Annotated in this window: 24 protein-coding genes, 1 tRNA gene and 1 pseudogene; 16 read left to right on the top strand and 10 right to left on the bottom strand. The window is 63.5% G+C overall.

Features of this window, described 5'->3' with window-relative positions:
* Positions 1–51 precede the first annotated feature (51 nt).
* A complete protein-coding gene (locus EL22_RS18010; protein ID WP_197075872.1) occupies positions 52–216 on the bottom strand; it encodes a hypothetical protein in 165 nt (54 codons plus the stop codon).
* Between the two features lie 184 nt (positions 217–400).
* Here EL22_RS18010 and EL22_RS08695 point away from each other — a divergent pair, with 184 nt between their 5' ends.
* Complete coding sequence (locus EL22_RS08695) at positions 401–790, top strand: hypothetical protein (protein WP_050051112.1); 390 nt, start codon at positions 401–403, stop codon at positions 788–790.
* A gap of 70 nt (positions 791–860) precedes the next feature.
* On the opposite strand, the gene EL22_RS08690 is transcribed toward EL22_RS08695, so the two are convergent.
* The 3 genes from EL22_RS08690 to EL22_RS08680 form a co-directional block, all read right to left on the bottom strand.
* Positions 861–1,634, bottom strand: coding sequence for an enoyl-CoA hydratase/isomerase family protein (locus tag EL22_RS08690; RefSeq protein ID WP_050051111.1), 774 nt, complete (start codon positions 1,632–1,634; stop codon positions 861–863).
* A gap of 1 nt (position 1,635) precedes the next feature.
* Positions 1,636–2,355, bottom strand: a complete 720-nt coding sequence (locus EL22_RS08685) for an extracellular solute-binding protein (protein ID WP_050051110.1) — start codon at positions 2,353–2,355, stop codon at positions 1,636–1,638.
* Positions 2,356–2,671: 316 nt separating this feature from the next.
* The gene (locus EL22_RS08680; RefSeq protein WP_050051109.1) at positions 2,672–3,763 is read right to left on the bottom strand and encodes a hypothetical protein; all 1,092 of its coding nucleotides are present in this window, start codon (positions 3,761–3,763) and stop codon (positions 2,672–2,674) included.
* A gap of 134 nt (positions 3,764–3,897) precedes the next feature.
* Between EL22_RS08680 and EL22_RS08675 the strand changes: the two genes are divergently transcribed.
* Positions 3,898–4,194, top strand: a complete 297-nt coding sequence (locus EL22_RS08675; RefSeq protein ID WP_050051108.1) for a UPF0175 family protein — start codon at positions 3,898–3,900, stop codon at positions 4,192–4,194.
* Positions 4,191–4,760: a hypothetical protein gene (locus EL22_RS08670; protein WP_050051107.1), complete on the top strand. Its 570-nt coding sequence runs from the start codon at positions 4,191–4,193 to the stop codon at positions 4,758–4,760. Before EL22_RS08675 ends, EL22_RS08670 begins: the two co-directional genes overlap by 4 nt.
* Positions 4,761–4,780: 20 nt before the next feature.
* Here the strand turns inward: EL22_RS08670 and uvrA are convergent, their stop codons facing one another.
* Positions 4,781–7,738: an excinuclease ABC subunit UvrA gene (uvrA, locus tag EL22_RS08665; RefSeq protein ID WP_050051106.1), complete on the bottom strand. Its 2,958-nt coding sequence runs from the start codon at positions 7,736–7,738 to the stop codon at positions 4,781–4,783.
* Positions 7,739–7,925: 187 nt separating this feature from the next.
* Complete coding sequence (locus EL22_RS08660; RefSeq protein WP_050051105.1) at positions 7,926–8,372, bottom strand: universal stress protein; 447 nt, start codon at positions 8,370–8,372, stop codon at positions 7,926–7,928.
* 307 nt (positions 8,373–8,679) lie between these two features.
* Here EL22_RS08660 and EL22_RS08655 point away from each other — a divergent pair, with 307 nt between their 5' ends.
* On the top strand, positions 8,680–9,915 hold the full coding sequence (locus EL22_RS08655) for a digeranylgeranylglycerophospholipid reductase (RefSeq protein ID WP_050051104.1): 1,236 nt from the start codon (positions 8,680–8,682) through the stop codon (positions 9,913–9,915).
* A 101-nt stretch (positions 9,916–10,016) separates the two neighbouring features.
* Here EL22_RS08655 and EL22_RS08650 read toward each other — a convergent pair whose 3' ends face one another.
* Positions 10,017–10,757: an SDR family NAD(P)-dependent oxidoreductase gene (locus EL22_RS08650; protein WP_050051103.1), complete on the bottom strand. Its 741-nt coding sequence runs from the start codon at positions 10,755–10,757 to the stop codon at positions 10,017–10,019.
* Positions 10,758–10,899: 142 nt separating this feature from the next.
* On the opposite strand from EL22_RS08650, the gene EL22_RS08645 reads away from it, so the two are divergent.
* From EL22_RS08645 to EL22_RS08600, 10 genes and pseudogenes are all read left to right on the top strand, one after another.
* Entirely contained in the window at positions 10,900–11,355 is a 456-nt protein-coding gene (locus tag EL22_RS08645; RefSeq protein WP_050051102.1) for a universal stress protein, read from the top strand.
* 153 nt (positions 11,356–11,508) lie between these two features.
* Positions 11,509–12,486, top strand: a complete 978-nt coding sequence (locus EL22_RS08640) for an ROK family protein (protein WP_050051101.1) — start codon at positions 11,509–11,511, stop codon at positions 12,484–12,486.
* Between the two features lie 142 nt (positions 12,487–12,628).
* Positions 12,629–14,014 carry an LVIVD repeat-containing protein gene (locus EL22_RS08635; protein ID WP_050051100.1) on the top strand — a complete coding sequence of 462 codons (1,386 nt, stop codon included), beginning with the start codon at positions 12,629–12,631 and terminating at the stop codon, positions 14,012–14,014.
* Positions 14,015–14,096: 82 nt separating this feature from the next.
* The gene (locus EL22_RS08630) at positions 14,097–14,462 is read left to right on the top strand and encodes a NifU family protein (RefSeq protein ID WP_050051099.1); all 366 of its coding nucleotides are present in this window, start codon (positions 14,097–14,099) and stop codon (positions 14,460–14,462) included.
* A gap of 190 nt (positions 14,463–14,652) precedes the next feature.
* Positions 14,653–15,252, top strand: coding sequence for an amino acid-binding protein (locus EL22_RS08625; protein WP_050051098.1), 600 nt, complete (start codon positions 14,653–14,655; stop codon positions 15,250–15,252).
* Positions 15,252–16,198 (top strand): annotated as a pseudogene (locus tag EL22_RS08620) (homoserine dehydrogenase). The gene EL22_RS08625 and the pseudogene EL22_RS08620 overlap by 1 nt, the downstream one beginning before the upstream one ends.
* Before the next feature lie 258 nt (positions 16,199–16,456).
* Positions 16,457–17,725 (top strand): translation elongation factor EF-1 subunit alpha, encoded by a 1,269-nt coding sequence (tuf, locus tag EL22_RS08615; protein ID WP_050051097.1) that lies wholly within the window; start codon positions 16,457–16,459, stop codon positions 17,723–17,725.
* A gap of 5 nt (positions 17,726–17,730) precedes the next feature.
* Positions 17,731–18,039 carry a 30S ribosomal protein S10 gene (gene rpsJ / locus EL22_RS08610; RefSeq protein ID WP_049953579.1) on the top strand — a complete coding sequence of 103 codons (309 nt, stop codon included), beginning with the start codon at positions 17,731–17,733 and terminating at the stop codon, positions 18,037–18,039.
* 84 nt (positions 18,040–18,123) lie between these two features.
* Positions 18,124–18,759 carry a rhomboid family intramembrane serine protease gene (locus tag EL22_RS08605; RefSeq protein ID WP_082146728.1) on the top strand — a complete coding sequence of 212 codons (636 nt, stop codon included), beginning with the start codon at positions 18,124–18,126 and terminating at the stop codon, positions 18,757–18,759.
* 65 nt (positions 18,760–18,824) lie between these two features.
* Positions 18,825–18,896 (top strand) — tRNA-Ala (locus EL22_RS08600).
* A gap of 116 nt (positions 18,897–19,012) precedes the next feature.
* On the opposite strand, the gene EL22_RS08595 is transcribed toward EL22_RS08600, so the two are convergent.
* Complete coding sequence (locus EL22_RS08595; protein WP_050051095.1) at positions 19,013–19,375, bottom strand: hypothetical protein; 363 nt, start codon at positions 19,373–19,375, stop codon at positions 19,013–19,015.
* Between the two features lie 187 nt (positions 19,376–19,562).
* Between EL22_RS08595 and EL22_RS08590 the strand changes: the two genes are divergently transcribed.
* The gene (locus EL22_RS08590) at positions 19,563–19,970 is read left to right on the top strand and encodes a VOC family protein (RefSeq protein ID WP_050051094.1); all 408 of its coding nucleotides are present in this window, start codon (positions 19,563–19,565) and stop codon (positions 19,968–19,970) included.
* A 127-nt stretch (positions 19,971–20,097) separates the two neighbouring features.
* Entirely contained in the window at positions 20,098–20,505 is a 408-nt protein-coding gene (locus EL22_RS18005; protein ID WP_197075871.1) for a hypothetical protein, read from the top strand.
* A gap of 99 nt (positions 20,506–20,604) precedes the next feature.
* Here EL22_RS18005 and EL22_RS17140 read toward each other — a convergent pair whose 3' ends face one another.
* Entirely contained in the window at positions 20,605–20,760 is a 156-nt protein-coding gene (locus EL22_RS17140) for a hypothetical protein (RefSeq protein WP_156184082.1), read from the bottom strand.
* A 147-nt stretch (positions 20,761–20,907) separates the two neighbouring features.
* Entirely contained in the window at positions 20,908–21,321 is a 414-nt protein-coding gene (locus EL22_RS08580) for a CBS domain-containing protein (RefSeq protein WP_050051092.1), read from the bottom strand.
* Positions 21,322–21,530 lie beyond the last annotated feature (209 nt).

Raw genomic sequence — 21,530 nt, 5'->3', positions numbered from 1 at the left:
GTTTCGCCGCGACACGCGCGCCGAGCAGAGATCGAGAACGACCGAGACGGTTCAGGACGGATGCTGGTGGCCGATCTTCTCGGCGACGATCCCGGGAACGGGCGTCGCACACTGCTTGCACTTCCACGTCCGCCCCGTGGTTCCGCGATCGGAGACGAGGTCTTGCTTGTACTCGAGGATCGCGCCACACGGACACCGATACGTCGTGCGGGACATCGCCGCGGAGTAGGTCCCGCGGCCGCTTAAGCGTATAGCCGGCCATCAGCGGGTCCTTTCTCGCCTTCGAGTTGAGAGATCGATTCGAGAGGTCGATACTCGAGCCCGGCTCGTGAGGGGGTGCTCGAGGTCGGTTACCGAGACCGGCCGACCGTTTATATACCATTCCGCGGCCAACGAGCCCATGGTAGATCGACCGACAGTCGACCGCCGAACCGTCCTGCGAACGATCGGCTCGAGCACCGCCGCCGCGGCCGCACTCGTCTCGAGTGTGAGCGCGACCGATACCAAGCGAGCGGGTTCGGATATCGGAAAACATCGAGAATCCACAATCGGGTGCGAGGACATCCCCATCGTTCCCGAGTCGGCGGCGAACCCGCCCGAGTCGTACGTTTCGACCGTCGACCGCATCGTCGACGGCGAACACGTCGTCATCTTACTCGAGGACGGCACCCAGACCGTCGGTCAGATCGTCGTCCCGGCGGCGGAGCACCCGTGTCTCGACGAAAACGATCGGATCGTCGCGACCGTAGAGAACGACGACCTGCGGTGTTTTCGGTGGCTCGCCGAGTGATCGCTGTCTCCAACGAAATCCGCCACGTTGGAACCGCTCTCGTCCGCTGAATCCCGCAACTGGTAGAGCCCTATCGTCCGCTGAAGTCCGGCTCGCGGTCTTCCGTAAACGCGGCGACGCCTTCCATCATGTCCTGCGTGTGGAACATCCGCTCTTGCTCGCGCGCCTCGAGGTCGAGTTGCTCCTCGAGCGTGTTGGCGTTCGACCGGAGCAGGAGCCGTCGAATCGAGGAGTAGACGCGGGTCGGGCCGCTCGCGAGCGTTGCCGCGCGTTCGTGAACCCGGTCGTCGATATCCGCGTCGCTCACGACTTCGGTGAGGAGCCCGATATCGGCGGCCTCGCTGGCGGCGAGGATGTCACCGCTCATCAGTAACTCCGTCGCGATGCGAACGCCGACTAGCCGCGGCAGGATGAACGTCGCGCCGGTGTCCGCGGTCAGGCCGATGCTCGCGAACGAAAAGCCGATGCGGGCGGACTCGGCGGCGTAGACGAAATCACAGGCCGTTGCGAGTGACGCGCCGGCACCGATCGCGGGCCCGTCGACCTTCGCGATCACCGGTTTCGAGCAGGTCATGATGGCTTTGACAGCGGCGTGAAACCCCCGGTCGATGGATTCGGCCGTCGGCGTCGAGCCGACGCTCGAGAGATCCGCGCCCGCACAGAAGGCCTCGCCCGCGCCGGTCAGGACGAGACACCGAACCTCATCGTTCGCGTCGAGTTCGCGGAACGCGGCCGCGAGTTCCGCGGTATCGGACTCGCTCACCGCGTTTTTCCGGTCCGGATTCGATATGACGACGGTCGCGTAAGACTCGGCTTCGTCGATCTCCGTCCGAATGGTTGCCATACTACACGGTCACGCTCGAGACCCGTATAAAACTCGGCGAACGGCTTTCAATTCCCGAGTCGTTTGTCGCGATTCGGCTCGATCGTTCGTCGCGAAAACCCGGTCTCGAGATCGCCTTACAGAATACAAGGAGAAAGCTCGGGGTCGTACGGAAATCTTCGACGAGATGAGTTGGGAGTTCGACCGTCGCATCGTTTTCTGCGACGATCCCGATCGATCCCGCGTCGATCGCCCAGAAGATGTCCGCCGGACTCTGGCCGGCGTTGACTTCCTCGGAAATCGTGTTCGCGAGATTCGAGGAGGACGCTTTGTCGACGTTCACAGTGAAATCTTTGTACGTCTGCTGGATCTTCCACATCAGATTCTCGTATAGACCGCCCTCGCCGCCGCCGAGATAGACCGTTAGTTCGCCACGCAGGTCCGGCAGGTCGAGCATCGAGCGGCCGGTGTACTCCGTGGGTCGGTCCTCGATGAGCTCTCCGGAATTGCGCCACTCGTCGAAATTGAAGAGTTCGTCAGTCGTGTACGTCTTCGGATCCGGAATCGGTTCGTCCCGCGAATACGTCGACTCCTCGGACTCCTCGGTGATACATCCCGCGAGCGCGAGCGCGCCCGCCGTCGAACCGGCAAGAGTGAGAAACTTCCGTCGTCCGTGTCGCGTCCCGTATCCCCGCCCGGAACGCCGGCGCGTCTCGTCGTCGTTGCTCCCGCTTTTGGACATGCCCTCTTATTTTTTGGCTTGCCTAAAGTGTCTTTACATTCGTCGGAGTATCGGAGCGTTCAGGCGTGCTAGAACGGGACGTACAGGTAGACCGGTAGCGGATACGCGGGTCTCCGCGAGTACCCGGATCTAGCGACGCTCCCGTCTAGTACCTGTCGATCGTCGGGTCCGGCCGTCAGTCCGTGTCCTGAGCGGGCGGATCTCGCCGTGGCGCGGAGTCCTTGCCTCGGACGAACGTGAACTGCGCGCCCGACTCACGGATCTCGATTGCGTCCCGAGACTATCGAACGTCCTGCGACTATTGGGCGTCCCGAGACTACCGGACGACCAATCCGCGCGGCGCCTGCGTCTCGAGTTCGTCCGACCACTCGAGGTCGACCTGCGCCCACGAGTCGCCGAAATCATCGCTCACGAACAGGCCGTGGTTGTTTAGGCCGTAGACGACGCCGGGGTCGCCAGTCGTCGCGAGAACCGACCGGACGACGCCCTCGCCGGTCGGGAGCCCGCGTCCGTCGACTCGCTCCCACTCCGTGCCGTCCCGTTTTCGATACAGGTGCGAATCGGCCCGGTGGGCGGTGTGGGCCGTCGACGCCCCGCTCGCGCTCGAGACGAGCACCGATTCGGGGTCGGCCGGATCGACGGCCAGTCCCCAGCAGTAACGATGCTCGAGGCCTGCCTGTGGCTGCGTCCACGACCGGCCGCCGTCGTCGCTCTCGGCGTAGCCGTCGCCCGCCGCGGTGTAGATGCGCCCCTCCGTTCCGGCGTGGGTCGCCAGCGTGTGGTTGTCCCGCCTCGAGCCCTCCGGCCGCTCGCGCCACGTCTCGCCGCCGTCCGTACTGTAGACGAACGCACCCGCCTCGATCCCCACGTAGAGGCGGTCGGGGTCGAACGGATCGACCTCGAGCCAGCGCACGTGGTGGGTGCTCGGCCGGGGCGGGAAGAACCACTGCGACTCGGAGGGCAGGTCGTCGACGCCCTCGAGTTCCGTCCAGCTATCGCCGCCGTCGATCGATCGGTAGACGCGGCTGGGTTCGGTTCCCGCGTAGATCACGCTCGAGTCGTGGGGACTGATCGAAAGCGACATGACGGCCTCGTAGCCGTCGGTTTCCCGCCCGTCCTCGGGTTCGCTCCCGTCGTGTCTGACGAAGCCCGTCTCGAGACGGTCGAACGACTCGCCGTCGTCGATGCTGCGAAAGAGGCCGTTCTCGAAGGTACCGACGAAGACGCGGTCGGGTTCGTCGGCCGACGCGGCGACGCACTCGAGGTCGTACCCCTCGAGCCGGTCGGTGCGTCGCCACCCGTCGGTCGCGCTCTCGCCGGTTTCGCTCCTGTCGTCGCCTTCGCTCCCGTCGCTGGCCCGCTTGCAGACGAGCAGTCGGTCCCGCATTGCCGCGTACGCTCGAGTCATGTGGACGGCTACGACGGCGAGCGTGAGAAGTGTTCGCCCCTCGTCGGTCGATTAGCTGCTGCGAGCACGCCATGGTCCATTCGCTATCGTAAACCAACCGTATCGTTATTACGTTGTAGTACATTGTAACACACATGAAGACCGTGACCGCACGGATGAGCGACGACGAACTCGAGTTACTTGACCGGCTTGCCACTGAACGCGGAAGCGGACGTAGCGACGCGATTCGCGAGGCGGTTCGCCGCGGCGCTCGAGAGGAACTGGTTCAGATCGCCCTCGAACGCTATCAAGCGGGTGCGGTCGGGATGCGAGGCGCGGCTGAAATCGCCGACGTTTCGATCGCTCGAATGATGGCGGAAGCCAACGATCGAGGGATTCTCTCGAACTACGATGAGGCGGATCTCGAGGACGATTTCGACGCACTCCGATGAGTCGGCTCTTTATCGACGCGAGCGTCTTCATTTCGCTCTCGGCGATCGGACGCCACGAGTTACTCGCGGCGATCGATGGCGAACCGATCGTCCCGCGGGCTGTAGAGACCGAAATCGATGGCGATCCGGAGGCGACGTACCTCGAACAGGCGGTCGACGACGGCTGGCTTTCGGTTCCTGACGCGAGAATTCGGTCGGCCGCACCCGACGGCTATCGGCGCGCCGCCGCTCATCTCGAACGCAATCCGGATGAGACCGAACTCGATGGCGATATTGCCCTTCTCACGTACGGACTCGGATACACGGGTTCGACCGCATCTCTTGAGACGGAAGCAAACGATCTCGTTATTGTCACAGACGACAAACCGCTTCGAGATGCCTGTAAAGCGCTAGGGATCTCCGTTTCAGAGTCTATCGGCGTATTGGTCGTTGCGGTCGAACAGTCGGTTCTCGAACCCGGGGATGCGAAGGACGCGTTACTCGCGATGGACGAGGTCGGAACGCGACTGAGTGCGAGTTTGTTTCGTCGGGCCGAGGCGTTGATCGACGATGCAGCCGAGTCGTAATTCGAGAAACTTCGCCGAACTCAGTCGTCGTCCGTCGGTGCCGTGACCGGTTCGACGCGCTCGCCTCGAGGCCCCTCGAGGTCGATGTCGGGCAACAGGTCGCGCAGATACTGCCCGGTGTAGGAGGCCTCGAGCCGGGCGATTTCTTCGGGCGTCCCCGTCGCGACGACTTCGCCGCCGTTTTCTCCGCCTTCGGGGCCGAGGTCGATGACGTGGTCGGCGTTCTTCACGAGGTCGAGTTCGTGCTCGATGACGGCGATGGTGTTGCCGTTGTCGGTCAGTCGGTGGAGCACGTCGATGAGTTTGCGCTCGTCCTCGCTGTGCAGGCCGGTCGTCGGCTCGTCGAGTAAGTACAGCGTCTCGCCCGAATCCTTCTTGCCCAGTTCCTCAGCGAGTTTAATCCGCTGGGCCTCGCCGCCCGACAGCGTCGTCGAGGGCTGGCCGAGTTTCATGTAGTCGAGTCCGACATCTTTCAGCAGCTCGAGTCGACGACGGATCTGGCTCGAGGATTCGAAGAAGTCGTAGGCTTCCTCGACGGACATCTCGAGGACGTCCGAGATCGTCTTGCCCTTGTAGGTGACGTCGAGCGTGGCGTCGTTGTACCGGTCGCCGCCGCACTCCTCGCAGGGGACGTAGACGTCCGAGAGGAAGTTCATCTCGATCTTGACGGTCCCCTGGCCGCCACACTCCTCGCAGCGCCCGCCCTTGACGTTGAAGGAGAATCGCCCCTTCTCGTAGCCGCGCTGTTTCGAGAGCTTGGTCTCGGCGAACAGCTCACGGACGTAGTCGAAGACGTTCGTGTACGTCGCGGGGTTCGACCGTGGGGTTCGACCTATCGGCGATTGGTCGATCAGCCGGACGGTTTCGATCTGGTCGAGCCCCTCGAGCGAGTCGTGCTCGCCCGGGATAACGCTCGTGTTGTCGTTCATTTGCCGGGAGAGCCCCTTGTACAGCACGTCGTGCATGAGCGTCGACTTGCCCGAGCCCGAGACGCCGGTGATCGCGGTGAAACAGCCGGTCGGGATGTCCACGTCGAGGTCGTCGAGGTTGTGCTGTCGCGCGCCGAGGATCGTGAGCGCGCCGTCGGGTTCGCGGCGCTGCTCAGGCACTGGAATCGCTCGCCGCCCGGAGAGGTAGTCGCCGGTGATCGACTCCTCGCAGTCTTTGAGTTCGTCGACGGGGCCGTTGACGACGACCTCCCCGCCGCGCTTGCCTGGACCGGGCCCCATGTCGATGACGTTGTCCGCCCGGCGCATCGTCTCCTCGTCGTGTTCGACGACGAGCAGGGTGTTGCCGAGGTCTCGAAGCTCTTCTAAGGTGTCGAGCAGTCGGTCGTTGTCCCGCTGGTGGAGCCCGATAGAGGGCTCGTCGAGAACGTAGAGTACGCCCACGAGGCCGGAGCCGATCTGGGTCGCCAGTCGAATGCGCTGGCTCTCGCCGCCCGAGAGCGTCGCGGCTTCCCGATCGAGCGTGAGATACTCGAGGCCGACTTCACACATGAACCCGAGCCGGGCGCGGATCTCCTTTAGAATCTCCTCGGCGATGACCTTTTCGCGCTCGGTGAGGTCGGCTTCCATCGACTCGAAGTGCTTGAGTGCGTCGCCGATGCTGGCGGCGTTGATGTCCGTGATCGCCGTGTCGTCGACCAGTACTGCCCGCGAGGCCGCCTTGAGGCGCGTGCCGTCACAGGACGGACACTCAGTGGCGCTCATGTAGTCCTCGATGTGCTCGCGGGTCGAGTCGGAGTCGGTCTCGACGTAGCGGCGCTCCAAGTTCGGGATGACGCCCTCGAAGCGCTTTTGCTTGCGCCGGGTGCCGTTTTTCGTCCGGCGCTTGAACAGCACCTGCTCGCTCGTTCCGTAGAGAAACGCTTGCTGGATGGACTCGTCTAGCTCCTCGAAGGGAGTCGACAGCGAGACGCCGAAGTGTTCGGCGACCGCGTCGAGTCTGGTCTGATAGTACGACCGATTGTAGCTCCAGGGTTCGAAGACGTGTTTGAGGGCCTTCGACTCGTCCTGAACCACGAGGCTCTCGTCGATCTCTTTTGTCTCGCCGAGTCCCTCACACTCCGGGCAGGCCCCGTGGGGCGAGTTGAACGAAAAGCTCCGCGTCTCGATTTCGGGGACGTCGATCCCGCAGTGGGTACACGCCAGATCCTTCGAGAACTCGACGACGAGTCGATCGTCGTCGTCGGTCTCCTCGCCCAGCGCGCCGGTCGAACGCGATTCGGAGCCGAGGTCGACGTCCGCGGGCGGATCGGGGAGGATGACCTTCATGACGCCGTCGGCCTCCTCGAGAGACGTTTCGACGCTGTCGATGATCCGCGGCCGGTTGTCGGTCGAGACCGAGATCCGGTCGACGATCACGTCCACCGTGTGATCGAAGTTCTCGTCGAGGTCCGGACGATCGAGGCTCAGGTCGTGTTCCTCGCCGTCGACTTCGACCCGTGCGTATCCCTCCGAGACGAGTTCGTCGAACAGGTCCTCGAAGGCCCCTTTCTGGTCGCGCACGACTGGCGCCGCGAGTTTGATCTTCGTCCCCTCGGGCAGCTCGAGGATGCGCTCGACCATATTCTGGGCGCTCTGTTCGCCGACTTCGCGCCCGCACTCGGGGCAATGGGGGGTGCCGACGCGGGCGTACAGCAGTCGGAGGTAGTCGTGCAGTTCCGTCACCGTCCCGACCGTCGAGCGCGGGTTGTTCGCCGCGTTCTTCTGGTCGATCGAGATCGCCGGCGAGAGACCCTCGACGGTTTCGACCTGCGGTTTGTCCATCTGCCCGAGGAAGTTCCGGGCGTACGCCGAGAGACTCTCGATGTACCGCCGCTGGCCCTCGGCGTAGACGGTCTCGAACGCCAGGGAGGACTTGCCCGAACCCGAGAGGCCGGTGACGACGGTAAACGACTCGCGGGGAATCGAGACGTCGAGGTCCTTGAGGTTGTGTTCCTCTGCACCCCGCACCTCGATGTACTCTTTGCTCATCTAGAGGGTGGCAACCGCCCCAGAAATGAAGGGTTGTCGGTTGCGATATCGTCCGGAGTGAAAGTGAACGCCGAGGCGATCGCACGGCGTCCGATTCTCGAAGCGATCGTCGGTCTCGCCGTTCGCGGCTCGAGTCACTCGCCGTCCACAGTCCGAGTCACTCGCCGTCGCGGTTCGACTCTCCCCCTTACGGTTCGCCCCGATCGCCGTTCGACGCCGGCGGGGGAACGATCGTCATCGGCGTCGTCGTCCGCTGGGAGAGGCGTTCGGCCGTGCTGCCGAGCAGCGTCTCCGCGATCCCGCCCGCGCTTCCCTGGCCGACGACGAGCAGATCCGCGTCGATCTCCGCGGCGTACTCGAGAATCGCGTCGCTCGGTTCCCCTCGGAGCACGTCGACGCGAACCTCGAGGCCGTCTGCACCGTCGGCGACCTCGCGTGTCTCTTCGACCAGACGACTCGCGGCCTCGTTGAGTTCGTTGACCTCCTCGACGCCGAACGATAGCGGCGAGGACGGTTCGACGACGGTGAGCGCGAAGACGGTCGCGTCGACTGACTTCGCGAGGTCGATCGCGTGCACTAAGGCGGTCACAGCGTGGTCGCTGTCGTCAATCGCGACGAGGATGCGGTCGTACATGGTCGAGGGATATCGTGGCTGTATCGTTTTCGTCGATCGACATAACGGTACTGCTCGGATACGGACGAGACGGTACTGTTCGAACGCGGACGAGACTGCTCGCCTCGTGTAACTCCGCGTCTCGTGTAACTCCGGTCTGTGATTCGAATCGGGTCCCCGTCCGCTCGGCCCGCGATTGCAGGCACCGAACCGAAACAGATCGGCGCCGTTCCCCCCGCAAAATGAGCGTCCAGCCGCGAGTGCGATCGTATGACGTACCGATCCCGGACAAGGTACACTCTTTAGCGTTCAGGATAGTCGGGGTAACATGAACGACGAGTACGATGTGGTGATCGCCGGTGCAGGGCCCGCTGGGGGCCAGTGTGCGCGCGATCTCGCGACGCGGGGCTACGACGTCGTCGTCCTCGAGACCGAGGCCGAAGACGAGTTCCCGCGGCAATCGAACAAATCGACCGCGGGAACCTTCCCGTCGATGATGTCCGCGTTCGGCGTTCCGGACGACGTCGTGATGAACTACACCGAAAACGTCGTCCTCGAGTCCCCGACCGACTACTACGTCCGACAGCAGCCCGGAGCCGTCCTCGAGTTCGCCGACTTCAAGCGATTTCTGGTCGAAGACAGCCGCGAGGACGGTGCGGAGTACGTCTTCGACGCTCACGTCACGGAACCGATCGTGGAAAACGGCGAGCCGATCGGTGTCCGGTACAACGGCTCCGAGGAGGTCTACGCCGATATCGTGATCGACGCGACGGGCCCGAGCGCGCCCATCGCGAAGAAACTCGGCGTCAGCGACCTAGAGCGAACGAACCACGCGATCGGGATCGAGTACGAACTCGAGGGGATCGAGATCGACCGGCCGGGCTACGCCGACCTGACCGACGCGATGATGCTTCGTCTCGACCACGACCTCGCGCCCGGCGGTTACTCGTGGATCTTCCACACGGGCGCTGACACGGCGAAAGTCGGCATCTGTTACATCCAAAACGAGAGCCACCAGAACTACGCGCGCGACGATTTCAGCGTGGACGACTACCTCCAGCACTGGCTCGAGACCGACCCCCGATTCGCGGACGCCTCGCGCATCGAGGGCAAACAACACCGCGGCTCCGCACACATCCAGCTGCCGGGCCAACTGTACACGGATCGGTTCATGGCCATCGGCGACACCGTCCCGTCGGTCGACCCGCTCTGGGGCGAGGGGATCAACAAGTGCATGCGCTCGGGTCGGGCCGCCGCGACCACGGCCGACGCCTGCCTCAAACACGGCGGCCTCGAGCCGACCGCCGAGAACCTCGAGGTCTACGAAACCCTCTGGCATCGGGACGTCGCGCCGAACATGGACTCGCGGCTGTTGATGACCGAACTGCTGTATCTCGCCTCGAACGAGCGGTACGATCGACTGATGGCCGACCTCTCGCGTCTAGACGACGATACTCTGGCGAGGGCGAACAAGGGGGACAAACGCGCGATCCTCCGATTGCTCGAGCCCGGCGACATCCCGCTGTTGGCGAAGTTCGCCCGCCAGCGGCTCACTTCGCGCTGAGGCGGTCGATCACCTGTTCGTTGCGGTTCAGTTCACGCGCTCGTTGCGGTTCGATTTATTCGCTCGAGCGCTCGTTCGAATCCGCTTCACGATTCGGGAGTTTACACGTCCTCGGGGAGCCACCCGCCGTCGACTTCGATGTTTTCGCCGCTCACGTACCCGTTCTCGGGGTCAAGGAAGAAATAAAGCGGGCGAATCAGGTCCTCGAAACTCGCCGGTCGGCCCCGCGGTAACTCCTCGGGGAACTCCGCGGAGTTCTCGACGACGTACGGCGAGATGGCGTTGACGGTGATCCCGTCGTCCTGCGTGTCGGCGGCGAGCATCCGCGTGAACTGGAGGACGCCGGTCTTGGCGACGAAGTACGGGAAGTTCTTGGGGTCGACCATCGCTCGATCGCTCGAGGCATAGCCGAGGTTGACGATGCGGCCGTACCCCGATTCGCGCATGGCTGGGAGCACGCGCTTCGAACAGAGCGCAGTCCCGTTGAGGTTCGTCTCGAGCACTCGATTCCACGTCTCTATGTCGATCGACTCCCAGTGTTCCGGCGCGAAGTCGCCGACGTTGTTGACGAGCACGTCGACGGTGCCGAGTTCGGATTCGACCGCCGACACCAGGCCGTCGACCGAGTCGGGGTCGGTAACGTCGCCCTGCACCGTCGTCGAGTCGGGCGCGCCGCGTTCGCGGGCAGTGGCCGCGACCTCGCGAGCCTCCTCGGCGCTTGTGTGGTAGTGAACGGCGACTCTGGCACCGCACTCGGCCGTCGAAAGCAGGAGTTCCCGCCCGACACCGCGCCCGCTTCCGGTGACGAGAACCACCTGTTCCGTGAGATCTGGTCCGTCCATACGCTCCGTCTGACTCCCGCGGGGTTAGGTGTATTGCACGTCGGTTCAGTCGATCGCCGGCGCTCTCGAGTGGTTCGGTACTCGGAGTTCAGTACTCGAGATTCAGTTAACGTTTAAGCGGGTGGGGTGAGTTGTCGGTGGTATGTCGCTCGATACGATTTTACTGGCCGTCGGACCGACCGACTCCGACCGAATCGACGAACTCGCACAGGCAGTCATCGAGGTTGCCGCGCCGACGGGCGCGACCGTCGTGCTCGCCCACGTCTTCACGTCCGACGAGTACGCGGAGGTCTGTGATCGACTCGACTTCGATCAGCAACGCGACGACTTCGACGCGAACGACGTCGCGAACCACCACGCGACGATCCGCGAACTCGAGCGGGCGCTGGACGAACACGACATCTCCTACGACATCCGTGGAGCCGTCGGCGATCACGGCGAGACGATCGTCGATCTCGCGGAGACGACCGACGCCGACCGGGTCGTCGTCGGTGGTCGAAAGCGGTCGCCAGCGGGCAAGGCGGTGTTCGGTTCGACCGCACAGGACATCCTGCTGTCGTCGCCCGCGCCCGTTACGTTCGTCCGGAACGATAGCTAACCGCTCGAGCGGGCAGTTCCCGCTTCCGAGACTATCCGCGAAGGGACGCTTCGCCGCGACTCGAGTACCGTGTCACAGCACCATGTCACGTGTTAACTCCAATTCGAGTAAACTGGCAACTTAAGTAACGCCGCGGTCGTCCTTACGATAGGAATGGTCTACTACGCGGGCGTCGATCTCGGCGCGACGAACGTGCGCGCGGTCGTCGCTACGGATGACGGGACGATCATCGGCCGGAGCGAAAACGGGACGCCGCGGGGCCCGACCGGGATCGACGTCACCGAAGGTATCCTGGCGACTGTCCGAACGGCGTGTGACGAGGCGGGGATCGGTCCGGAACAGGTCGCCGCCGCCGGCATCGGCTCGATCGGGCCGTTCGACCTCGCGGAGGGGGCGGTCATCGATCCGGCGAACCTCCCGGACACCATCGATCGAATCCCCCTGACGGGCCCGATCTCGAAGCTTCTCGAGACCGACGAGGTCCACCTCCACAACGACACGGCCGCGGGTGTCATCGGCGAACGCTTCCACGCGGATCGCAACCCCGACGACATGGTCTACATCACGATTTCGTCGGGGATCGGGGCCGGCGTCTGCTGTGACGGCGAAATACTGCAGGGGTGGGACGGCAACGTCGGCGAGATCGGCCACTGCGTCATCGATCCGCGAGAGCGACTTACCTGCGGGTGCGGTCGCGACGGCCACTGGGAGGCCTACTGCTCGGGAAACGCGATCCCGCAGTTCACGCGATTGCTCGCTGAAGACGACCCGACGATTTCGACCGACCTGCCGCTCGAGGACCCCGACTTTTCCGCGAAAGATGTCTTCGATCTGGCTGGCGAGGACGAACTGGCAGACTACACGATCGACCAGATGGCCCACTGGAACGCCCTGGGCGTGACGAACATCATCCACTCGTTCGCGCCGCTGCTCGTCTCCTTCGGCGGCGCGGTCGCGTTGCACAACGAGGAACTGGTGGTCGACCCGATCCGCGAGCGGGTCTCGGAGATGGTGATGACGAACGTCCCCGAGATTCGGGTCACCGACCACGGCGACGACGTGGTCGTCGAGGGCGCGATCGCGAGCGCGCTCACGGGCGGCACCGGCGACCGGCGACGACTCGAGGGGTAGTCCGGCGGTCGGTGATGTCCCGAGAGTTCGTCCGGCGACCGGCGACGACTCGAGGGGGAGTGCGCCGAACCGAACCAGAGCATGCTCAACCGGTAGCCGACGAGACGCTGCATTATTGGTCGCTGCGATCACAGATACGACCATGCGACGACGAGCCGTTCTTCGGGCGACCGGCGGTGCGGGCCTGTCTCTCGGTGTCGCCGGCTGTTTGTTCGATTCCGGCTCCGAGGATCCAACGGGTTCCTACGAGCCGCTGGATCGCGTCTCGCTCGAGGGGGCCGCGGAAGTGGTCGTCGGCGACGACGGCGAGACGGCGTACGTGGCCGGCATCGACGGCTTCGCCGCCGTGGACGTAACCGATCCCGAGGAACTGACGGTGCTGGCCGAGCCGAAGAACCTGCTCGAGGACGAGGGCGCGGGCGACGCCGCGGGCGAACGGTTCCTCGACATCCTCGACGTGAAAGTGAGCGCCGATCGGCTGGTCGTTGCGGGACCGGCCAACGACCTCAGCGGGGTGTTTCACGGGTTTCTGGTCTACGACGTGAGCGACCCCGCCGAGCCAGTTCTGGCCGCCGAGCCGTACGAAACGGACTATCACATCCACAACTGCTTTCTCGACGGCGACGTGCTCTACGTGGCCGCGAACAACGTTACGAGCAATACCGGCGCGGCCGATACAGACGGCACCGCAACCGATGCAGACGCCGGTTCGACCGCAGCAGCGCCGGGAAATCCGCTCGTCATTTTCGATATTTCGGGCGACGAGATAGCGGAACTCACCCGGTGGTCGCTGCTCGAGTACGAACCCGAGTGGGCGGCCGTCGACTGGCTGTTGCGCTATCTCCACGACGTTACCGTCATCGACGATATCGCGGCGCTCACCTACTGGAACGCGGGCACATACCTGCTGGACGTGAGCGATCCGTCCGATCCACAGCTACTCACGCGGTTCGTCGACACGGATCTCGAGACCCAACGCGGGTACGAGACGGATTTCGAGGTTCAGGACGCGCAGTTCGGCCTGCCGGGCAACGACCACTTCGCCGCGCTCGACGACGCTGGCGACGTCCTCGCGATCGGCCGCGAGAGCTGGGAGACCGACCTCGAGACGGCGACCGGCCCCGGCGGCATCGAACTCTACGATTTCACCGATCCGACCGAGCCGGTCCACCGGTCGACGATCGACGCTCCTGAGGGCTACGACGGCACCTACGGCGGTGAACCCTGGACGACGTCACACAACTTCGAACTTCGAGACGGCCACCTCTACTCGTCGTGGTATGGGGGCGGCGTGAAAATCCACGACATCTCGGACCTCGAGTCGCCGACGGAACTGGCCTGGTGGCGCGAGCCGACGACCGCGTCGTTCTGGACGGCACGCGTGATCGATCCCGGAGAGGCGTTCCTCGCGAGTAGTACGGCCTACACGAGTGCGGACGGGCCGGAAAACGCGTTGTATACGTTTCCGATCGAATCCGGTGAGCAGCCCGACCCGCCGTCGCTGACCGATCCGAGTCTCTTCCAGTGAGCCGACCCGTCGGTTCGCGAAACCATCACGATCGTTCGGACGCAGCGGAACGTATTCTTTCCTCGAGACAGTAGTGACGCCAATGAGTGACTCCCAGGCCGAACAGCCGCTCCGCGAGCGCGTCGAACGGTGGCTCGCACGCGAGATGCCGATCATCCAGATGCACGGCGGTACCAGCGCGGTTCGAACCGCAGACCCCGACACCGGCGAGGTCATCATCGAACTCGGCGGGGGTTGTAGCGGCTGCTCGGTGAGCGACATTACGACGGGCAACATCGAGGCCGAACTCCTCACGTGGGACGAAATCGAGGACATAACCGTCCGGGTCCCCGACGCCCGAGACCAACTCGGCGGTCCCGATCAGGCCGAATCTATCATGGGAATCGACCGGACCGAAGGCGGCCGGGGCGACTGGGGATCGTCGAACCCCGGAAAAGACCATCTGTAGCCGCCCGTGTTGGGCTTATCTGGATCGTCCGTATCCGGCTCTTCTGTAGCCGTCCGCCCTCGCCGTTCGATTTCGTGTGGTAGCCGTTGTCGGGGCCGGACAGTTTTGGGAACGACTATACGTTTTTACCCGCCCATTACTCAGATAGTGACTATGACGACGTGTAGACGCCTTCAGGGAGGTGTCGACGATGGGTGATTCGCCCACCCCCGACGGCGCAGGACCCGGACCCAGCACAGTAGACGAAACCCAGTCCAGCCAGCCAAGCTCCGACGGCGGGCTTCGCGCGTACACCGTCCGCCTCGAGCTCGTCGACGAGCCCGGCGAGTTGCTCCGCGCGCTCGCGCCGATCTCCGAAAACGGCGGCAACCTCTTGAGTATTCACCACGAGCGCGGGAATATCACCCCGCGCGGACACATTCCGGTCGAAGTCGACCTCGAGTGTCCGCCAGACCGGTTCGCCGATGTCGTCGAATCCCTCCGCGAGGGTGGCGTCAACGTCATCCAGGCCGGAGCGGAACGCTACGGCGGCGAGGTGTCTGTCGTCCTCGTCGGCCACGTCGTCGATACTGACCTCTCCGAGACGCTCTCTGCGATCGAAACCGAAGCAAACGCCGTCGTTCTCGACCTCTCGCTTGCCGCCCCGGACGGAACGACGGGGATCGCCAGCGCGCGCCTTCGACTCGCGATCGACACCGGCCGCGCCGAGGAGGTACTCGCGTCGATCCGATCGATCGGCGCGGACAAGGATCTCACCGTCGTCGAACCGCTCCCCGGAGGTGAGGCCTGATGCGACTCGCCGTGTTGGGTGCCGGCTCCGTCGGCACCTCCGTCGTGAACCTCGCGAGCGAGTACGGCCACGAGGTCGTCGCGCTCGCCGACTCGAGTTCTGCGACCGTCGACCCGACGGGTATCGACGTCGAGGCCGTCCTCGAGCGCAAGGCCGGGGACGATCCCGTCGGCGACCGCGACCCGGACGCCGCGTTCGACGCCGACTACGACGTGCTCGTCGAAGCGACCCCGACGACCCTCGCGACGCGGAACCCGGATTCACCCACGCGAAACGCGCACTCGAGGCCGACCGACACGTCGTCCTCGCGAACAAAGGTCCGGTCGCCGAACGCTACGAAGAGATTCGGGCCCTCGCCGCGGACAGTGCGGGATCGATCCGGTTCGAAGCCACCGTCGGCGGCGCGATCCCGGTCCTCTCGACGATCGAGGACTGCACGCCCGACGCGGTCACCGCCGTCCGCGGCGTCCTCAACGGCACCGCGAACTTCATCCTCACTCGGATGGCCGCGGAGGGACTCGACTACGAACACGTCCTGACCGAAGCCCAGGATCTCGGCGTCGCCGAAGCCGACCCGACATTCGACGTCGACGGCACCGACGCGGCGCTGAAGTTCGTCATCCTCGCGAACGTCCTGAACGACGGCGGCTTCTCGCTCGAGGACGCCGATGTCGACGGGATCCAGAACATCCCTGGCAGCGCGCTGGAACTCGCCGCGGAGGACGGCCGAACCATCCGGCTGATCGGCGAAGCCTCCCGTGAGGGCGTCCGCGTCGGGCCACGGCTCGTGCCCGAACACGGCGCGCTCGCCGTCACCGGCACGCAGAACATTGTCGAGATCGAGACGCGCCACGCGGGCTCGCTCGCCTCGAGCGGTCGGGGTGCGGGTGGCCCAGAAACGGCGACAGCCGTGCTCTCGGACGTCGGCCGGCTGCCCGAACTGTAATTAGCGTTACCGACCGGCGTTTTTTCGTCACCGAGCGGTACTCCTCTCGTTTTCGAACTGAACACGTCGGGTGCAAAGCGACCGTCGACGGCCATTTGGTGACGGTGGTTCGATGTGATTTATTCGACACCCACGTTCGTGTGAACGTAGCACAAACCGGCAGACGGAGCGGGGGTCGTTCGAATACGCTTTCGAAATGGTTTTAACCGCTACTGCCAAAAGAGACCGATATAAGCGCCTTGCGCGTGAGCTACAACAATGAGCGAAGACAAACCGCACCAGAACTTGGCCATCATCGGCCACGTTGACCACGGGAAGAGCACGCTCGTGGGACGACTCCTCTACGAGACGGGGAGCGTACCCGAGCACGTCATCGAACAGCACCGCGAAGAAGCCGAAGAGAAGGGCAAGGGCGGATTCGAGTTCGCCTACGTCATGGACAACCTCGCCGAAGAGCGAGAGCGTGGTGTCACCATCGACATCGCCCACCAGGAGTTCGACACCGATCAGTACTACTTCACGATCGTCGATACCCCTGGCCACCGGGACTTCGTCAAGAACATGATTACCGGCGCGTCTCAGGCGGACCACGCGGTCCTCGTCGTCGCAGCAGACGACGGCGTCGCTCCACAGACTCAGGAGCACGTCTTCCTCTCGCGGACGCTCGGTATCGAGAAACTGATCGTCGGTGTCAACAAGATGGACATCGTCGACTACTCCGAAGACGACTACAACGACGTGGTCGAGGAAGTCAACAAACTCCTCGATCAGGTCAACTTCCAGGTCGACGACGACTCGTTCATCCCGATCTCGGCCTTCGAGGGCGACAACATCGCCGAGACCTCGGACAACACGCCGTGGTACGACGGCCGTTCGCTTCTCGAGACGCTCAACGACCTGCCGGAGTCCGAGCCGCCGACGGACGCGCCGCTTCGACTCCCGATCCAGGACGTTTACACCATCTCCGGTATCGGTACCGTCCCAGTCGGACGTATCGAGACGGGTGTCATGAACATCGGCGACAACGTCTCCTTCCAGCCCAGCGACGTGGGCGGCGAAGTCAAGACGATCGAGATGCACCACGAAGAGGTGCCAAAAGCCGAGCCCGGTGACAACGTCGGATTCAACGTCCGCGGCCTCGGCAAGGACGACATCCGCCGCGGTGACGTCTGTGGTCCGGCCGACGACCCACCGAGCGTCGCCGAGACGTTCCAGGCACAGGTCGTCGTTATGCAGCACCCCTCCGTGATCACGGCGGGATACACCCCGGTCTTCCACGCACACACCGCACAGGTCGCGTGTACGATCGAATCCATCGACAAGAAAATCGACTCGTCCTCCGGCGAGGTCGCCGAGGAGAACCCCGACTTCATCCAGTCGGGTGACGCTGCAGTGGTCACCATCCGACCACAGAAGCCACTCAGCATCGAGCCATCGAGCGAGATCCCAGAACTCGGGAGCTTCGCCATCCGCGACATGGGTCAGACCATCGCGGCAGGAAAGGTTCTCGAGGTCAACGAGAAGTAACATAGATGCAACAGGCACGCGTTCGACTCGCGGGCACGAGTCCAGAAGACCTAGACGACATCTGTGACGATGTCCGCGAGATTGCGAACAACACCGGCGTCAACCTCAGTGGACCGATTCCACTGCCGACGAAGACCCTCGAGATCCCGACTCGGAAGTCCCCCGACGGCGAGGGGACCGCGACGTGGGAGCACTGGGAGATGCGCGTCCACAAGCGCCTGATCGACCTGGACGCCGACGAACGCGCACTCCGTCAGCTCATGCGCATTCAGGTGCCAAACGACGTTTCGATCGAAATCGTCCTCGAAGACTAACTCGGAATCGATTCGGGACGCGTTTTTCACCGCCGTCGCACGTTCGGAGTGCACACTTTTGTATTTCGCCGCCGGAGTACAGGTATGTCGACTCACTCGGGAACCGAGAGTCCGATCCTCGAGTTACTCGTCGTCTTCGTACTCGTTTTCGTCGCGCAGTTTCTGACCTCGATTCTCGGTCTAATGGGCGGCCTGTTCGTCCTCGCCGCGCCGCTGTCGAACGATCCGTGGACGATCATCACCAGCGTCTACGCCCACGACGGCGTCGGCCACCTGCTCTCGAACTCGATCGCGCTTGTCCTGTTCGGTTGGCCGGTCGCTCGAGCGACGAGTCGCCTGCGATTTCACGCCTTCTTCCTGCTTACGGGTGCCATCGCCGGCGTCTCACAGGTCTTGGTCCTGTCGGGGTTCGCGTCGGTTCTGGGCTCGGGCGGGACGGCTCCGGGCGTGCTCGGCGCGAGCGGTGCCGTGTTCGCACTGCTTGGCTATCTCCTGGCCGGCAACCGACTCTCGAGCGGCGTCGCGTCGGTGATCGACGTTCCCGACTGGGTGACCTACGCCGTCTTCTTCGTGGTCGCCGCCGTCGTCACGCTCACGACGTTCGCGCCGGGCGTCGCGCTGGTCGCACACTTCACCGGGCTCTTGCTCGGATTGCTCACAGGGCGCGCTCGAGTCCTCCACGTCGAATCGTCGACCCAGCGCGACCGATCGTCGCTGTAGTCGCGGACTCGCGACCGTCTTCAAAACACAAGCCTCAAATAGAAACCGGAGTTAGGTGTGCTCGAGGGCTCGTAGATCAGTGGTAGATCGCTTCCTTCGCAAGGAAGAGGCCCTGGGTTCAAATCCCAGCGAGTCCACTATTCTGCGCCGCGACCAAGTTCGCGAGCGGTGTGAATCGTCTGCTGAAGTTGGGATTCGAAGCCCTACCAGTCGCAGCCCGCAAGCGAAGCGAACTGGAACGTCTGGTTTGGGTTCAAATTCCCGACGACTCTCCATCCACCTCGAGATCCGGATGGACCCATTCCAGATAGTACTGATGGTGGGAGAGCCAATCCTCGAGATTCCGGCCGGTCCAGACGGTGCCGATTTTAGGGAGGCGACCGTCGACGGCGACCGCGTGGACAGTGAGTTCGTTTCCCGAGGCCGATGTGCGCCGCTCGTGGAGTAATACCTCGTTCCCGCGACGGTGAATCCCGACGACCTGATAGCCGACGCTGTGTTTGCGCGCGAGTTCCTGGGCGATGCGCTCGGTGTCGCCCCTCCGGTTGCATCGCTCGAGGTGCCGTCGGAGTTCGTTCTGAAGCGATTCGCCGGTACACGCTGGTCTCTGTGCCATAGGTGAGGCGACGAGTTAGAAGGGTGTATCCTCGAGGGCTCGGTTTCCGTTTCCGATTCACCGTCGACGAACGCGGTCGGTGGACGACGGCTCGATAGAGAGAGAGAGAGCGTTCGACGACCTTTCGACTGCAGTGTCGGTCCTATATCCGATTCGAACGCGTGGAATCTGACGGGAGAAACACACTATGGCACACGTTATCAACTGGTTCGAGATTCCGAGTACCGACTTCGACAGGGCGGTCGACTTTTACGCGACCGTCCTCGAGCGCGAAATCGACGTCCACTCGCCGGCTGGCGAACCCGGCGAACGGGCGGGTATGTTTCACGTCGAGGACGGCGAAGTCGGTGGGATGATCGTCGAGAGCGGCGAGTATACCGGCGAGAGCGGTGAGTCGATCGCCTACGAACCGAACGACGGCGGGCCGCTCGTCTACCTGACCGTCGAGGACGATCTGGACGATGTCCTCGCTCGAGTCGACTCGAGCGGCGGTGAGACGGTCCTTCCGAAGGAGTCGATTCCGGAGATGGAGAGTCACTTCGCGGTCATCACCGACTCCGAAGGGAATCGGGTAGGACTCACCGCCACCGAATAGGCCCGGATCGGTTGCGCTCGAGTTATTCTACGAGTTCCGCGACACCGTCGGAGATGGGACGTTAGTCGGGAGCCGGTCGCTGCCATCGGTAACCCCGCACAACTCACTGGCCAGAAACCTTCTTGTGGTGACAGACGAACAGTCCGATATCGCGACAGATACTGCACGGTCGCCGCCCGAGAAAATCGGTTACCGACGCTCCATCTTGGCGCTCGGGGCGTTCTGGGGAGCGGTTCCCGCACTCAGCTTTGGCACATCGGATCTCGTCGCTTTGTCGACGGATGGGACGATACTCGTCATCGGTGCGCTCATGACTGTCTCGCTCGGGATCTTATACGAACTGGATAGTCGAACGCTCGCCCAGTACGGGACGGGCGTCCCGCTCGCGTGGTCCTACGCGCTCATTGCACCGCTTTCGTTTCTCCTGGTACCGCCGATCGGTGTGCTCGCGATCCTTTGCGGTCCCCCACTCTCGGCACTGCTCTACGTGTACCAGCGCGGTCGGTATGCCTCACGAGCGGATTTCGCTTCGTAAGGGACTGCGTAACTGCGCCAACTGCGTGACTGCATCGGATTAGACACGGACAATCGCCGGATGGCTCTCACACAACAGCAGACGGAGGGTCGATTCTCGTTATAGCGTGCGCTGGAAATCCGTCGTCTCACACTTGTTGCACTCGTTAGTGCCGTTTTCGACTATTCCGGCATACGGCGACAGAACCATCATGAGGTCGTCGCCGCAGTTCCCACAGACGCCCGATATCTTGGTTACCCCTGGATAGAGATCCATGGTCGTGTGGTACCTTACCACCGTCCATGATAAATCTTCCCACGTTACTCGAGGCGGTAAGCCCCGGACGAAGCCAGCGCTACAGCGTCGTCACAAATCGAGAATGGCGGTTGCCGTCCCTCTGGATCTCGAGTCTCGTCCCCGTGTTTAAGCTGCTTCGCCGGGACTGGGGGTCTCGACGTTCGAGAGGTACGCCGCGAGGTCGGAGGACGTGATAATCCCAATGACGCCCTCGTCGTCGTTGACGACTGGGACGTGGTGGAAGCCGTGTTCGACCATGACGTCTGCGACTTCCCGAATGCTGTCCTGGGCAGAGGCCGTGATGACGTCCGTCGTCATGTACCGCGAGACCGACGTTTCGGCTTTCGGGTAGCTCTCGGCGACGATGGTGATGAAGTCCGTGGAGGTGAGAATCCCCTCGAGTTGGTTCTGGTCGTCGACGACGACGACCGAGCCGATCTCGTTCTCGAGCATCTCCTGTCCGGCCTGCTCGACCAGCGTGTCGGGACTGACGGTGTGCAGCGTCGTGGACATCAGTCTCGCGACGAAAATATCGTCCATACAGGCGTGTTATGCGTGAACACTATAATGTGTGTCGGAGGCGGATCGATCCGCCGCCGAACCGTCGGCGTTCGGACGCCGCTACTGGCAGCGCGCAAACGGCGACGCTGTCGGTGAGTCCTAGCGTCCGATCGACCCGACGCTGTCGGGAGTCCCAGCGTCCGACCGGCCGATAGTCTCGCGTACGTGTGTTTAAGTACGAGACGGCC

The sequence above is a fragment of the Halostagnicola sp. A56 genome, from assembly GCF_000691505.1.
Classification (GTDB): domain Archaea; phylum Halobacteriota; class Halobacteria; order Halobacteriales; family Natrialbaceae; genus Halostagnicola.
This window is presented reverse-complemented; position numbering and strand designations above follow the sequence as displayed.